General features: G+C 70.0%; 13 protein-coding genes and 1 pseudogene. 8 read left to right on the top strand and 6 right to left on the bottom strand.

Going from position 1 to position 12526, the window contains the following annotated elements; genetic code table 11:
• Nucleotides 1–101: pseudogene (locus L0977_RS09015) on the top strand (IS110 family transposase); the annotation flags it as partial.
• A gap of 16 nt (nt 102–117) precedes the next feature.
• Here the strand turns inward: L0977_RS09015 and L0977_RS09010 are convergent.
• Nucleotides 118–1047, bottom strand: a complete 930-nt coding sequence (locus tag L0977_RS09010) for a LysR family transcriptional regulator (RefSeq protein WP_234264523.1) — start codon at nt 1045–1047, stop codon at nt 118–120.
• A gap of 112 nt (nt 1048–1159) precedes the next feature.
• On the opposite strand from L0977_RS09010, the gene L0977_RS09005 reads away from it, so the two are divergent.
• The gene (locus L0977_RS09005; RefSeq protein WP_234264522.1) at nt 1160–1369 is read left to right on the top strand and encodes a hypothetical protein; all 210 of its coding nucleotides are present in this window, start codon (nt 1160–1162) and stop codon (nt 1367–1369) included.
• A gap of 11 nt (nt 1370–1380) precedes the next feature.
• Complete coding sequence (locus L0977_RS09000) at nt 1381–1761, top strand: tautomerase family protein (protein ID WP_234264521.1); 381 nt, start codon at nt 1381–1383, stop codon at nt 1759–1761.
• A gap of 74 nt (nt 1762–1835) precedes the next feature.
• Here L0977_RS09000 and argP read toward each other — a convergent pair whose 3' ends face one another.
• Nucleotides 1836–2756, bottom strand: a complete 921-nt coding sequence (gene argP, locus L0977_RS08995; protein ID WP_234264520.1) for an HTH-type transcriptional regulator ArgP — start codon at nt 2754–2756, stop codon at nt 1836–1838.
• A 114-nt stretch (nt 2757–2870) separates the two neighbouring features.
• Here argP and L0977_RS08990 point away from each other — a divergent pair, with 114 nt between their 5' ends.
• The 3 genes from L0977_RS08990 to L0977_RS08980 are packed head-to-tail and all read left to right on the top strand — an operon-like array spanning nt 2871 to nt 6069.
• Nucleotides 2871–3503 (top strand): LysE/ArgO family amino acid transporter, encoded by a 633-nt coding sequence (locus L0977_RS08990; RefSeq protein ID WP_234264519.1) that lies wholly within the window; start codon nt 2871–2873, stop codon nt 3501–3503.
• A 12-nt stretch (nt 3504–3515) separates the two neighbouring features.
• On the top strand, nt 3516–5183 hold the full coding sequence (locus L0977_RS08985; protein WP_234264518.1) for a flavin monoamine oxidase family protein: 1668 nt from the start codon (nt 3516–3518) through the stop codon (nt 5181–5183).
• Between the two features lie 52 nt (nt 5184–5235).
• Nucleotides 5236–6069: a carbon-nitrogen hydrolase family protein gene (locus tag L0977_RS08980; RefSeq protein ID WP_234264517.1), complete on the top strand. Its 834-nt coding sequence runs from the start codon at nt 5236–5238 to the stop codon at nt 6067–6069.
• A gap of 12 nt (nt 6070–6081) precedes the next feature.
• Here the strand turns inward: L0977_RS08980 and L0977_RS08975 are convergent, their stop codons facing one another.
• Together L0977_RS08975 and L0977_RS08970 are read right to left on the bottom strand one after the other, a co-directional pair.
• Nucleotides 6082–6906 (bottom strand): S1 family peptidase, encoded by an 825-nt coding sequence (locus L0977_RS08975; RefSeq protein ID WP_234264516.1) that lies wholly within the window; start codon nt 6904–6906, stop codon nt 6082–6084.
• Nucleotides 6907–6995: 89 nt separating this feature from the next.
• Entirely contained in the window at nt 6996–7904 is a 909-nt protein-coding gene (locus L0977_RS08970) for a LysR family transcriptional regulator (RefSeq protein WP_234264515.1), read from the bottom strand.
• Between the two features lie 114 nt (nt 7905–8018).
• On the opposite strand from L0977_RS08970, the gene L0977_RS08965 reads away from it, so the two are divergent.
• Both L0977_RS08965 and L0977_RS08960 read left to right on the top strand, forming a co-directional pair.
• Nucleotides 8019–9182 carry a CaiB/BaiF CoA transferase family protein gene (locus L0977_RS08965; RefSeq protein WP_234264530.1) on the top strand — a complete coding sequence of 388 codons (1164 nt, stop codon included), beginning with the start codon at nt 8019–8021 and terminating at the stop codon, nt 9180–9182.
• Nucleotides 9179–10162, top strand: coding sequence for a Bug family tripartite tricarboxylate transporter substrate binding protein (locus L0977_RS08960; RefSeq protein WP_234264514.1), 984 nt, complete (start codon nt 9179–9181; stop codon nt 10160–10162). The genes L0977_RS08965 and L0977_RS08960 overlap by 4 nt, the downstream gene beginning before the upstream one ends.
• Nucleotides 10163–10165: 3 nt before the next feature.
• Here the strand turns inward: L0977_RS08960 and L0977_RS08955 are convergent, their stop codons facing one another.
• Together L0977_RS08955 and L0977_RS08950 are read right to left on the bottom strand one after the other, a co-directional pair.
• The gene (locus tag L0977_RS08955; protein WP_234264513.1) at nt 10166–11125 is read right to left on the bottom strand and encodes a LysR family transcriptional regulator; all 960 of its coding nucleotides are present in this window, start codon (nt 11123–11125) and stop codon (nt 10166–10168) included.
• Nucleotides 11126–11216: 91 nt separating this feature from the next.
• On the bottom strand, nt 11217–12443 hold the full coding sequence (locus L0977_RS08950) for a CaiB/BaiF CoA transferase family protein (RefSeq protein WP_234264512.1): 1227 nt from the start codon (nt 12441–12443) through the stop codon (nt 11217–11219).
• Nucleotides 12444–12526: the final 83 nt, after the last annotated feature.

The raw sequence follows: 12526 nt of genomic DNA, 5'->3' as shown, positions 1-12526 counted from the left end.
CCAAGGTCGCCTTGGTCGCTTGCATGCGCAAGCTGCTGACCACGCTCAATGCCATGGTCCGAACTGGCAAACCTTGGGACAAATCGCTTCACAGCGCTTGACTTCCAAGACGGTTACTCAGACCTCCCCGGCGGCGCCGACCCCCTCAGGACCGGACAGCCAGCGGGCCCAGTGGTCGATACAGGCGCGCAACTTGGGCAGGCGGTGCCGCTCGGGCAGCATGACCGCGTAGATCGGCACCCGGTCGCGTTCGAACCAGTCGTCCAGCACCGGCACCAGCGCACCGCTGGCCAGATGCGGCCGGCTGAGCAGGTCGTTGAGCCTTGCGATGCCCACGCCCTGCACCGCCAGCGCCAGCGTGACCGCGGTGTTGTCACTGCGCGTGTGGCCCTGGGCCACGTAGACGCTTCCCGCTGGGCGCCCTGCCTGCGGCGTCCACGGCCAGCGGTTGAGCACCGGGCTGGAGGTGCTGGTGATCAGCCGGTGGCGGGCCAAGTCGTCGGGATGCTGCGGCACCCCGAAGCGCTGCAGGTACGCGGGCGCGGCGCACAGGCGCCGGCCATGCTCGGCGATGCGGCGTGCCACCAGGTGGTCGCCGGCCGGCGTGCCGGTGCGGATGGCGATGTCCACCCCCTCGCGCGCCATGTCGCTCATGCGGTCGTCGGCGAGCACCTCCACCTGCAACTGCGGGTGGGTGTCGTACAGCGCGGGCAGGCTGGGCGCGATCACGGTTTCGGCCAGCACCGGGCTGACCGCGACCCGGACCCAGCCGCTGGGCCCGGCGCGCTTGAGGCGCAAGGCCGCGGCAAGCTCGTCGCGGGTATCCACCAGGCGCCGCGCGTGCGCTGCGAAGGTGTCGCCTTCGTCCGTCAGGCTCAGGCCGTGGGTGGTGCGGTGCATCAGGCGCACGCCGCACTGGGCCTCCATGCGCACCAGCGCCCGAGACACCTGGCTCACGGGCACGTGGCGCTCGCGCGCCGCTGCCGAGAGCGAGCCCAGTTCGGCCACCCGCAGAAACAGGGCCGCATCGTCCAGATCGAGGTGCATGGGGTTTTCCGGCTTGGTTTTGCTTATTTTGCAATACCTATTCATCCAAATCACCGTTTCCGGCTTCTGGCATTGCACATAGAGTCAATCCATCCTTTTTCTGGAGACGGACATGCCCCTCTTCCACACCGACCCCCATGACCTGGCGGCCCAGCGCCACCAGGCCGAGCACGAGCGGCGAGAACACCTCGACGGCCTCTGGCGCCAGGCCGACAGCATGTGGACCCGCGTGCAACTGGACGCCAACGCCCGCCTGATGCGCAGCACCCGGCGCCTGCAGGCCCGGTTGGAGCGCCGGCAGCAGCACCTGCTGGCCTCCTGAAAGCCGCCGCCATGCCCCTGGTCACCCTCACCCTGCGACAACGCCGGCCGGCGGTGTTCAAACAGGCGGTGCTCGACGCCATCCACGCGGCACTGGTCCAGGCGGGCATCCCGGAGGCGGACCGCTTTCAGCGCGTATTCACCCTGGAGGCCGCCGACGCGCACATGGACCCCTGGTACCCCGACCTGCCACGCCCGCGCACCGACGACGCCCTGCTGATCGAGATCCTCTGGTCGGTCGGCCGCAGCGTGCGGATCAAACGCGCCCTGCTCGCCGACCTCATGCAGCGCCTGGACGCCCTGGGCATCGACACGGAACAGGTCATGGTCGTCCTGCAGGAAACCGCCTGGGAGAACTGGTCGTTCGGCGGTGGCCGGCAACTGCACGCATGAACGCGCCCGGCACCGAGCGCAGAGGCTGAGAGTGAGAGGGATTGGGGCGTGCCCGAAAGGGCGGCCGATTTCCTCTATGCCTCTCCGTGCGGCCCAAAGGGATGCAGGTGCTTGGCCGCGGCGGCCTTCACCGCCGCCGTCAGGCGCTGCGCCGACGCCGGCTCGCGCGCCCAGTGCTGCCAGAACAGCGCCACATCCACCGTCGCACCAGGCAGCACTTCCTGCAGCGCCGGTCTCTGCGCCAGGTGCTGCTCGGGCACCATGCCCCAGCCCAGACCGAGTTCGATGGCGGTCTCGAACGCTTCGACCGCGGGCGCGTAATGGCGCGGATAGTGCGGCTGCTTGAGCCCGAAGTGCTGCAGCAGGAAGGCGTCCTGCAACGCGTCCTTGCGGTTGAAGATGATCGCCGGATGCGCCAGCAGCCGGTGCGGCGACACCGCCCCACGCGGCGTGCGGCTGCGCTCCACCACCGCCGGCGCCGCAACGCAGCGGTAGCGCATCACGCCCAGCGGTTCGGCCACGCAGCCGCGCATGGGATCGGCGAGTGTGGTCACACAGCCGATCACGTCGCCGCTCTTGAGCGCGTCGTGCGTATGGTCCTGGTCGTCGATCAGGATTTCCAGCAACAGCCGGTGGCGCTGCAGCAACGGCGCCACGCCGGGCAGGAACCAGCTCGCCACCGAGTCGGCGTTGATCGCCACGCTCAGGCTCTGCCAGGCCGCGCCAGCGCGCACCGGCGCCCCTCCTTGCAGGCCTGCCAGCAGGTCGGCTTCCATCAGCCGCACCTGCTTGGTGTGCGCCAGCAGCGCCTGCCCCGCGGCCGTGGCGCGCACGCTCTTGCCGCGCACCAGCAGGCGCTGACCGAGCGCCGCTTCCAGCGATTTGATGCGCAGCGACACCGCCGCCAGCGTGAGCGACAGGGCCTGGGCTGCCGCCCCGAAGCTGCCGTGTTCGGCCACGGCAGCCAGGGCTTCGAGTTGGCGGGCGTCGAGCATTCTGTTTAATTTTTATTGACTGATCAGAGTTTAAGTTAACTCTGTTTAAAAGAAAGCTGTCGCCCTGCACACTCCCGGCCACATCAAACCGCGATCCACCGCCGAGAAGACCCCATGACCCTCGCCTTCCCCACCTTCACCGCCGGCATGGTGCTGAGCCTGTCGCTCATCATGGCCATCGGCCCGCAGAACGCGCACGTGTTGCGCATGGGCCTGCAGCGCCAGCACCTGTGGCTGACCGTGGCGGTGTGCGCACTGGCCGACATGGCCCTCATTGCGCTGGGCGTGCTCGGGCTCGCCCAGCTGGGCGGCCTGTCGGACAAGCTGCAAGGCGCCCTGATCGGTGCCGGCGTGCTGTTCCTGGGCGTCTACGGCTGGCAGGCCTTCCAGCGCTTCCGCCAGCCAGCCCGCCCGGCCACCGCCATCGGCGACGGTGCCGCGCAGGGGGCGAACGTCTCGCGCCGCCAAGCAGTGCTCTCGGCCTTGGCTTTTTCGTGGCTGAACCCGCACGCCTGGCTGGACACCGCCGTGCTGATCGGCACCGCATCGCTGGCCTACGGCCAGGGCAGCACCGTTTTCGGCCTGGGCGCGGTCACGGGCTCCATCGTCTGGTTCCTGCTGCTGGGCACCGCCGCGTTCTGGCTGGGCCGGCGCCTGAACGCGCTGCGCATCTGGCGCGCGCTCGACGGTGCCGTGGCCCTGATGATGTGGGGCACGGCCGCCGTGCTGGTCGGCAGCCTGTTCTGAGAAAGCCGCTCCATGCGCCCCACCCGCCCCGCCAACGCCCCCGTCACCCTGTTCGGGCCGGACTTTCCCTTTGCCTACGACGACTGGCTCCGGCACCCCCGGGGCCTGGCCACGCTGCCCGAGGCAGCACATGGCACAGAAGTGGCGGTCGTGGGCGCCGGCGTCGCCGGGCTGGTGGCGGCCTACGAACTCATGAAGCTCGGGCTCAGGCCCGTGCTGCACGAAGCCTCGCGCATGGGCGGGCGCCTGCGATCACAGGCTTTTGAAGGGGGCCAGGGCGTGATCGCCGAACTCGGCGGCATGCGCTTCCCGGCATCGTCCACCGCCTTCTTTCATTACGTGAACCTGCTGGGCCTGCAGACCCGCCCCTTTCCCAACCCGCTCACGCCCGCCGCCGGCAGCACGGTGATCGACCTCGAAGGCCAGACGCACTACGCGCGGTCGCTGGAGGAACTGCCGCCCGTGTTCCGCGAGGTGGCCGCGGCCTGGAACGACGCGCTGGAAGAACTGGGTTTTTCCGGCCTGCAGCAGGCGCTGCGCGAGCGCGATGTGCCCCGCCTGAAAGCGCTGTGGAACGCCCTCGTTCCGCTGTGGGACGACCGCACCTTCTACGACTTCGTGGCGCAGTCGGCGGCGTTTTCGAAGCTGTCGTTCCGCCACCGTGAAATCTTCGGCCAGGTCGGCTTCGGCACCGGCGGCTGGGACTCGGACTTCCCCAACACCCTGCTGGAAATCCTGCGCGTGGTGCTGACCGGCTGCGACGAAAACCAGCACCTGATCGTGGGTGGCGCGCAGCAGGTACCGCTGGGCCTGTGGCAACACGCACCGGCCTCCATCGCGCACTGGCCCCTCGGCACGACGCTCGCCAGCCTGCACGGTGGCGCCACGCGGCCGGGCGTGACCGCCATCCGCCGCGCCAGCGATGGCCGGATCGCCGTGACCGACACCTGGGGCAGCGAGCGCACCTACCCCGCCGTGCTCGTGACCTGCCAGAGCTGGCTGCTGACCACCCAGATCGCGGTGCAGGAAAGCCTGTTCTCGCAAAAGCTGTGGATGGCGCTGGACCGCACCCGCTACATGCAGTCGAGCAAGACCTTCGTCATGGTCGACCGCCCCTTCTGGAAAGACGTGGACCCCGCCACCGGTCGCGACACGCTGAGCATGACGCTGACCGACCGGCTCACGCGCGGCACCTACCTGTTCGACAACGGGCCGGACCAGCCCGCCGTGATGTGTCTCTCCTACGCCTGGATGAGCGACGCGCTCAAGATGCTGCCGCACCCGCCTGAAAAGCGTGTGCAGCTCGCGCTCGACGCGCTGCGCAAGATCTACCCCGGCGTGGACATTGCGAGCCACATCGTCGGCGACCCGATCACCATCTCGTGGGAAGCCGACCCCTACTTCCTGGGCGCTTTCAAGGGCGCCCTGCCCGGCCACTACCGCTACAACCAGCGCATGTATGGCCACTTCATGCAGGACGGCCTGCCGGCCGCCGAACGCGGCATCTTTCTGGCCGGCGACGACATCTCCTTCACGCCGGCCTGGGTGGAGGGCGCGGTGCAGACGGCGCTGAACGCGGTCTGGGGCATCGCACACCAGTTCGGTGGCCAATGCCCGGCCGACAATCCGGGGCCGGGCGAGCACTATCCCGCCATCGGGCCCGTCGCGCTGCCGGACTGACGCGCGGCCCCACCGCCTTGCCGCCCCCGCCACCTTCGCGTACCGTGCCGCCATGAACGCGCCCGACCACGACCTGCGCCTCGCGCTCTGGCAAACGCCCTATGCGCCACCGTCAGGCGGCACCGCCGAAGCGCTGCGCCGGCTCGACGCCGCAGCGGCACAGGCCCGAGCACAAGGCACCGACTGGCTGCTGTGCCCGGAAATGTCGCTCACGGGTTATGCCATCGGCGCCGAGCGGGTGGCCGCGCTCGCCGAAGCCTCCGACGGCCCACTGGCCCAGGCTGTGGCCGTGATCGCGCGCCGCCACGGCCTGGCCATCGTCTACGGGTATCCCGAGCGCCATCCGCAGGGCCGGCCGTTCAACGCGGTGCAAGCCATCGGCGCCGACGGTCAGCGGCTGGCGAACGGCCGCAAGAGCCACCTGTTCGGCGCGCTCGACGCCGAACAGTTCAGCCCGGGCGAAACCGCCCCCACGACCTTCGCCTGGCGCGGCTGGACGCTGGGCCTGCTGATCTGCTACGACGTGGAGTTTCCGGAAACGGTGCGTGCGCTCGCGCTGCAGGACGCCGATGCGGTGCTGGTCCCCACCGCCAACATGACCGGCTTCGACGAGGTCCCGGAAATCCTGGTGCCGGCGCGCGCCTGCGAGAACCGGCTGTTCGTGGCCTACGCCAACGCCTGCGGCGCCGAGGGCGCCACGGTGTATGGCGGTGAAAGCCGGGTGTGCGGCCCGGATGGCCGCGCCCTGCTGGCCGCCGGGCGGGGGGAGGCCCTGCAGACCGTCACCCTGGCCGCCGAACAACGCCGCACGGCGCTGACGCACGACCAGCGTCCCCACCGGCGACCGTCGCTGTACGCCGCGCTCAGCCAGCCCCGCTCCGGCTGAGGCGGGACGGCCTCACATTTCCGGCAGGCCCGGAATCTGCCCGCGCAGGAAGTCGATCATCGAGCCGGCCTGCAGGTTGGTGAACACCGACCATTCGCCCACGGCGCAGTTGGCCGACGTGCCCCCCGAAGTCACCCCCACCACACCGGCGCGCCCATTGATCACGCGGTACATCGGGCCACCGGAATCGCCCATGCAGGTGTTGCTGAGCTTTTCATCGAACACGAACCCGGCCCGGGAATCCTCGACGTAATCGACCCGGACCAGCCCCACCGACAGCTCGTACGACGGGCGGCCCCAGCCCGAGATGTAGGCCGACTGGCCCGTCGACAGACGCTGGCTGGTCAGCACCGGCATGGTCGGGTTCGACAGCGGGCTGCGCAGATGCACCACGCCCAGGTCGTTGAGCAGACGCCCGTCGGTGTACGAATACCCCGGGTGCGGCACCCAACTGCTGGCGTCGATCGGGTCGGCCGTGCCGTCACCCTTCCACTGCGCCGCAACGATGCGCGAGATCTTGCCTTCGACACAGTGGGCAGCGGTCACCACCGCCGTGGGCGTCACCAGCACCCCGGAACAGGCCGACGTCGCCCCGGAAGGCTCCTGGATCACCAACAGCACGACCGGCGATGCCTCGGGTGCCACACACGCCGTGCCGTTCACGATCTTGGGCGTCATGCCCTGGCTTTCGCACAACACGGTGGCGGCCGGGAGGGTGAGCTGGGGCTGGTTGTCGTAGCGCTTGGAGTCGGTCACCCCACCGCCATCCCCGCCGCCACCGCCGCAGGCGGCCAGCACCACACCACACAGGCCAGCGAGCGCTTTGCGCATATCCATCCACTGCATTCGGTCCTCCCCAAAAAAAGTTCGTAATGTAATGTAAAGCACCGGATTGGCGCACACCGGCCACGCCCTGGCGCCCCCGCTCACGCAGGGCCAGACGCGGGGGCGTCCGGCATCAGGCTGTCCATGAAGGCGCGGGCTGCCGGCGGCAGCGAGCGCCCCACGCGCGTGACCAGTCCGATGGGCCGCGTCACCCCCGGCCGCGCCAGGGGCACCGCAGCCAGTTCGGCCATGTTCACCAGCTCCAGCGCCAGCACCGGCAGGGCGGCGACACCCAGGCCCGCCCCCACCATGGCGCCGCAGGCGGCCACGCTGGGAAAGTCCATCAGCGGCCGCACCGGACTGCGCAGGCGCAGAAAGGCCGCGTCGGTGATTTGCCGGATGCTGCTGTGCGGCGCACTCACGAGGCACGGGCGCGTGGCGAACACCGACCAAGGCACCGACGTGCGTGCAGCAAGCGGATCGTCGCGGCGGCACAGCAGCACGAACGGGTCGTCGAGCAGGTGGCGGTATTGCAGACGCTGGCGCGGCTGCGGCCGCACGCTCAGCCCGAAGTCGGCGCGCCCCTCCTCCACCAGCGCCAGCAGCGCGTCGGCCGGCGCCTCGACCAGCGACAGCGACACCTGCGGGTGTGCGCGCAGGAAAGCGGCCATGGCGCGCGGCACCAGCGACACGCTGGTGGACGGCAGCGCGGCGACCGTGACGCGGCCGCTGCGCCCGGCCATGAACTCGCCCAGGTCCCCCAGCGCGTGATCGAAGTCGCGCAACACGCGGCGCGCGATGGGCAGCAGTTCCTGCCCCGTCGCGGTGATGCGCACATGGCGCGTGTCGCGGTCGAACAGACGCGCGCCCAGCGACTGTTCGGCGCGCCGGATGGCGCTGCTGAGCGCCGGCTGTGACTGCCCGAGCTGCAGCGCGGCCTGGCGGAAGCTGCCGGTCGTGGCCACCTGCACAAAGGCTTCCAGTTGCCGCACGCTGAGATCGATGCGCATCCGATTGATCCGGTTTGGTTATCACAGAAATAGGAATGTATCGCTTCCCAGATCAATACCGCCTGCCTAGACTCGCCCGAAAGACACAGGAGACAAGACCCATGGGTGATCGGTATGGCCGGCGTGCTTGACGGCGTGCGTGTGCTGGAGTTGGGGCAGGTGCTGGCGGGGCCGTTTGCGGGCGCCATCCTGGCCGACCTCGGGGCCGAGGTAATCAAGATCGAGCGCACCGAAGGCGGCGACGACGCGCGCCGCATGGGCCCGGCCTTCCGGCACGGCGACGCGCTCAATTTCCACATCTTCAACCGCGGCAAACAGTCGGTCGCTCTGGACCTCAAGACCGAAGCCGGCCGCGCGCACCTGGAGCGCCTGACGGCGCAGGCCGACGTCTTCATCCACAACCTGCGACCCGGTGTGCCCGAGGCCCTGGGCATCGACGGCGCCACCCTGTGCGCGCGCCACCCCCGCCTGATTTACGGCGAGATTTCGGCTTTCGGCCCCATCGGCCCGATGGCCATGCGGCCTGGCTACGAACCGCTGCTGCAGGCATTCAGCGGCCTGTCGAGCACCAACGGCGGCGAGGGCGATCCGCCGATGCGTTCGGGCGCGTCGGTGTGCGACCAGGGCTCGGGCATGTGGCTGGTGATCGGCGTGCTGGCCCTGCTGCACCGGCGGGCACAGACCGGCCGCGGCGGCCTGCTGACCACATCGCTGCTGGAGACCGCGCTGGCCTGGAACGCACAGAAGAGCGATGCCTGGACCAACGAAGGCCAACTGCCGTTGCGGCACCGTTCGGGCCACCCGGGTTTCGTGCCCTACGAGGCGTTCGACACCGCCGACGGACCGCTGCTGATCTGCTGCGGCAACGACCGCCTGTTTGCCAAGCTGGCCCACGCGCTCGCGCGGCCGGACTGGATCGACGACCCGCGCTTCGCCACCAACCGCGCCCGCCTGCAACACAAGGCGGCGCTGTTCGAGCAGCTCGCCCCGCTCCTGCGCGCCCACACCCGCGCCGACTGGACCGACCGCTTCGAAGCCGCCGGCGTGCCCTGCGCGCCCGTGCATTCGGTGCCCGAAGCGCTGGCGCACCCGCAGGTGCAGGCCCTGGGCATGCAGGCCTCGGTGGCGGGCGCCGACGTCACCCTCACCGCGCTGCCCCTGCGCATCGACGGCGAGCGGCCGCTGGCGCGCGGCCTCGCGCCGCAGCTCGGTGCCGACAACGCCCGCCACGAGGCGTCCCTTTTCCCCGTTCCACCCCGACAGGAGACCACACCATGACAAAAACCCGCCTGCACCGCCGGCTTGCCATCACCCTGGGCCTGAGCGCCGCTGCGCTGCTCGCAGTGCCCCAGGCCTGGGCCCAGGCCTATCCCAGCAAGTCCATCACCATCGTGGTGCCATTCGGGGCCGGCAGCGGCACCGACCAGTCGGCGCGCATCTACGGCCAGGCCATCGCCGAACACCTGAAGGTGCCGGTGGTGGTCGACAACAAGGGCGGCGCCAGCGGCTTCATCGCCGCGCAGCAGGTGGCCAAGGCCGCGCCCGACGGCTACACCCTGTTCATGACGACCAACACCACGCAGGTCGCCAATCCGCACCTGTTCAAGAAGCTGCCGTACGACCCGGTCAAGGATTTCACCCCGATCGCGCTGCTGGCCAAAGGCCAGATGCTGCTGCTGGTGCAGCCCAACGCGCCCTACCAGTCGCTGGCCGATCTGCTGGCTGCGGCCCGCAAGACCCCGGGCAAGCTCAACTTCGGCAGCGGCTCCTCGTCCAGCCAGGTGGCGGGCGAACTGCTCAAGCAGATGGCCGGCGTCAACATCACCAACGTGCCCTACAAGAGCAACCCGCAGGCGATCACCGACCTGATCGGCGGGCAGATCGACTTCATGTTTGCCGACGCGCCCACCGCCGTGCCGCAGGTGCAGGGCGGCAAGCTGCGCGCGCTGGCCGCCAGCGGTGCCACGCGCCTGGGCGCGGCGCCGGACGTGCCGACGGTGGCCGAGGCGGGCGTCAAGGGCTACGACATGACCTTCTGGTTCGCCATCTACGGACCGGCCGGCCTGCCCCCGGCGATCGTGCAGCGCCTGAACGAAGCCTTCGCCAAGGCCTCGGAGGCGCCCGAGGTCAAGGGCTTCCAGGCCAAGACCAGCGGCGAGGTGACCTTCAGCAGCCCCGAAGCGCTGGCGCAGTTCCAGACCGCCGAGTCGAAAAAGTGGGGCGAGGTGATCCGCGCCGCCGGCATCCAGCCCGAATGACGCTCAGACCGCGCCGGCCACCGGCGCGGCGCTGCCCCAGAAATCGGGCTGTGCGTAGTGGTGTTTGAGAAAGTCGATCCACAGCCGCACGCGCAGCGCCAGGTGCTTGCGCTGCGGGAACAGCGCGTAGATGCCGTTGGGCGGTGCGGCGTAGTCGTCGAGCACGGTCACCAGACGCCCGGCCGCGATGTCGGACTCCACCTCCCAGGTGCTGCGCCAGGCGATGCCGTAACCGGCCAGGCACCATTCGCGCAGCACCTGCCCGTCGGAGCAGTCCAGCGGACCGCCCGGGCGCAGGTAGACCAGCTCGCGCGCGCCGGCACCACCCCCGTCCGCGTCGCGCGGCATGGCGAAGGCCCAGCCCCGCGTCTGCGAGGCGTCGGACGAAAGCGTCAGGCAGTCGAAGCGCACCAGATCGGCTGGCGTCTGCGGCCGGCCATGCTGCTGGAGGTAACGCGGCGTGGCCACACACAGGCGCCGGTTGTCGGCCAGGCGCACGCTGACCAGTGAAGAGTCGGGCAGATCGCCCACGCGCACGGCGCAGTCGTAGCCCTCGCCGGCCACGTCGACCACCCGGTCGCTCAGGTTCAGCGAGATCGTCACCTCCGGGTGCAGTTCGCGAAAACGGGGCACCAGCGGCGCCACGTGGCGGCGGCCGAATCCGGCCGGGGCCGTCAGCCGCAGGTGGCCGCTGGCCTTGACGCCGCCCGCGCTCACGCTGGCTTCGGCATTGGCCAGATCGGTCAGCACGCGCTGGCAGTCCTCCAGAAAGGCGCTGCCTTCGTGGGTGAGCGTGATGCGGCGCGTGGTGCGCACCATGAGCTTGACGCCCAGGCGCGCCTCCAGCGCGTCCAGGCGGCGCCCGATGATGGCCGGCGCCACGCCTTCGGCCTTGGCGGCGGCGGTCAGGCTGCCGCGCAGGGCCACGGCCGCGAAAGTCTCCAGTTGCTTGAATTTGTCCACGCCGGCAGATTAGAGCCTATCGAGACACAAATCAATCAGAAAACCTCCCTATTCCCACCCAATCGGTCACAGACCGAGGGCGACAGCGCCATCAGCCCACCGCGCGGGTACTGCGCAGCGCGGCCTGCGCCGCGGCGTCGTAGCCCAGGGCCGACAACAGCTCGGTGGTGGCGTCGCCCAGGGGCGGCGGGCTGCGGTAGACCCCCAGGCGCTGCCCATCCAGCGTGAATGGCAGCAAGGTGGCCTTGGCGGTCTGGCCCGCGCGCTCACCGTCGGGCAGCGTCATGTCGGCCAGCCCGCCGGTGGCCAGCAGGTGCTCGTCGTCCAGCAGCTCTTCCGGCCGGCGGATGGGCGCGTAAGGCAGCCCCACGCGCTCGAACAGGGCCGCCAGGTCGGCCGCCCGCCAGCCCGCCAGGCGCTCGCGCAGCAGCGGCAGCAGCGTGGGCCGTTCCTGCACGCGCCGGTTGTTGTCGGCGTAGCGCGGCTCGCTCTGGAGATCGGCAAACCCCAGCGCCTGGCAGAAGGTGGCCCACTGCGCGTCGCTGACCGCGCTCAGAAAGATCTGCTCGCCGTCTTTCACGGTGAACACGTCGTAGAGCCCCCAGGGGCTGATGCGGGCCGGCATGGGCGCGGCGGGCTGGCCGGTCATGGCGTACTGCAGCATGTGCTGGCCGACCAGGAACACGTTGTTCTCGAACAGCGCGCTCTGCACCTCCTGGCCCCGGCCGGTGATGCCGCGCTGGATGAGCGCGGCCAGCACACCGATGGCGCCGAACATGCCGCCCATGATGTCGTTGACGCTGGTGCCGGCGCGCAGCGGGTCGCCCGGGCGCCCGGTCATGTAGGCCAGCCCGCCCATCATCTGCACCACCTCGTCGAGCGCGGTGCGGTGCTCGTAGGGGCCGGGCAGGAAGCCCTTGTGCGTCACGTAGATGAGCCGCGGGTTCACCGCCGACAGCGCCGCGTAGTCCAGCCCGTACTTGGCCATGGTGCCGGGCTTGAAGTTCTCGGCCACCACGTCGGCGCTGGCGGCCAGGCGCCGCGCCACCTCGGCGCCTTCGGGCGTGTGCAGGTCGATGGCGATGCTCTTCTTGTTGCGGTTGAACATCGGGAAAAAACCCGCCCCGGCACCCAGCAGGAAGCGCGTGCGATCGCCGTCCAGCGGCTCGACCTTGATGACCTCGGCCCCCAGATCGGCCAGCACCAGACCGCAGGTGGGGCCCATGACCATGTGCGTGAACTCGACCACACGCAGCCCGGCCAGGGGCAGTGCGTGCTTGGAGGATGGGGGGGTATGTGTCTCTGTGTCTGTCGTCATGGCGTTGCTGCGCGAACCCGGCAGCCCGCACTGTACTGCGCCATGCGGGTACGAAGGCGGGCACCGCCCTTCATTACATCCAT

The sequence above is a fragment of the Hydrogenophaga sp. NFH-34 genome, assembly GCF_021401345.1.
Classification (GTDB): domain Bacteria; phylum Pseudomonadota; class Gammaproteobacteria; order Burkholderiales; family Burkholderiaceae_C; genus Hydrogenophaga; species Hydrogenophaga electricum.
Note: the sequence above shows the minus strand (reverse complement) of the source record. Positions and strands in the feature narration are given on the sequence as shown.

Excerpts from the sequence above, each read along its gene's own strand:
- L0977_RS08985 (WP_234264518.1), top strand. The coding sequence starts at position 3,516 with ATGCGCCCCACCCGCCCCGCCAACGCCCCCGTCACCCTGTTCGGGCCG.
- L0977_RS08975 (WP_234264516.1), bottom strand. The coding sequence starts at position 6,906 with ATGGATATGCGCAAAGCGCTCGCTGGCCTGTGTGGTGTGGTGCTGGCC.
- L0977_RS09000 (WP_234264521.1), top strand. The coding sequence starts at position 1,381 with ATGCCCCTGGTCACCCTCACCCTGCGACAACGCCGGCCGGCGGTGTTC.
- L0977_RS08960 (WP_234264514.1), top strand. The coding sequence starts at position 9,179 with ATGACAAAAACCCGCCTGCACCGCCGGCTTGCCATCACCCTGGGCCTG.
- L0977_RS08970 (WP_234264515.1), bottom strand. The coding sequence starts at position 7,904 with ATGCGCATCGATCTCAGCGTGCGGCAACTGGAAGCCTTTGTGCAGGTG.
- L0977_RS09010 (WP_234264523.1), bottom strand. The coding sequence starts at position 1,047 with ATGCACCTCGATCTGGACGATGCGGCCCTGTTTCTGCGGGTGGCCGAA.
- L0977_RS08980 (WP_234264517.1), top strand. The coding sequence starts at position 5,236 with ATGAACGCGCCCGACCACGACCTGCGCCTCGCGCTCTGGCAAACGCCC.
- L0977_RS08950 (WP_234264512.1), bottom strand. The coding sequence starts at position 12,443 with ATGACGACAGACACAGAGACACATACCCCCCCATCCTCCAAGCACGCA.
- L0977_RS08990 (WP_234264519.1), top strand. The coding sequence starts at position 2,871 with ATGACCCTCGCCTTCCCCACCTTCACCGCCGGCATGGTGCTGAGCCTG.
- argP (WP_234264520.1), bottom strand. The coding sequence starts at position 2,756 with ATGCTCGACGCCCGCCAACTCGAAGCCCTGGCTGCCGTGGCCGAACAC.
- L0977_RS08965 (WP_234264530.1), top strand. The coding sequence starts at position 8,019 with ATGGCCGGCGTGCTTGACGGCGTGCGTGTGCTGGAGTTGGGGCAGGTG.
- L0977_RS09005 (WP_234264522.1), top strand. The coding sequence starts at position 1,160 with ATGCCCCTCTTCCACACCGACCCCCATGACCTGGCGGCCCAGCGCCAC.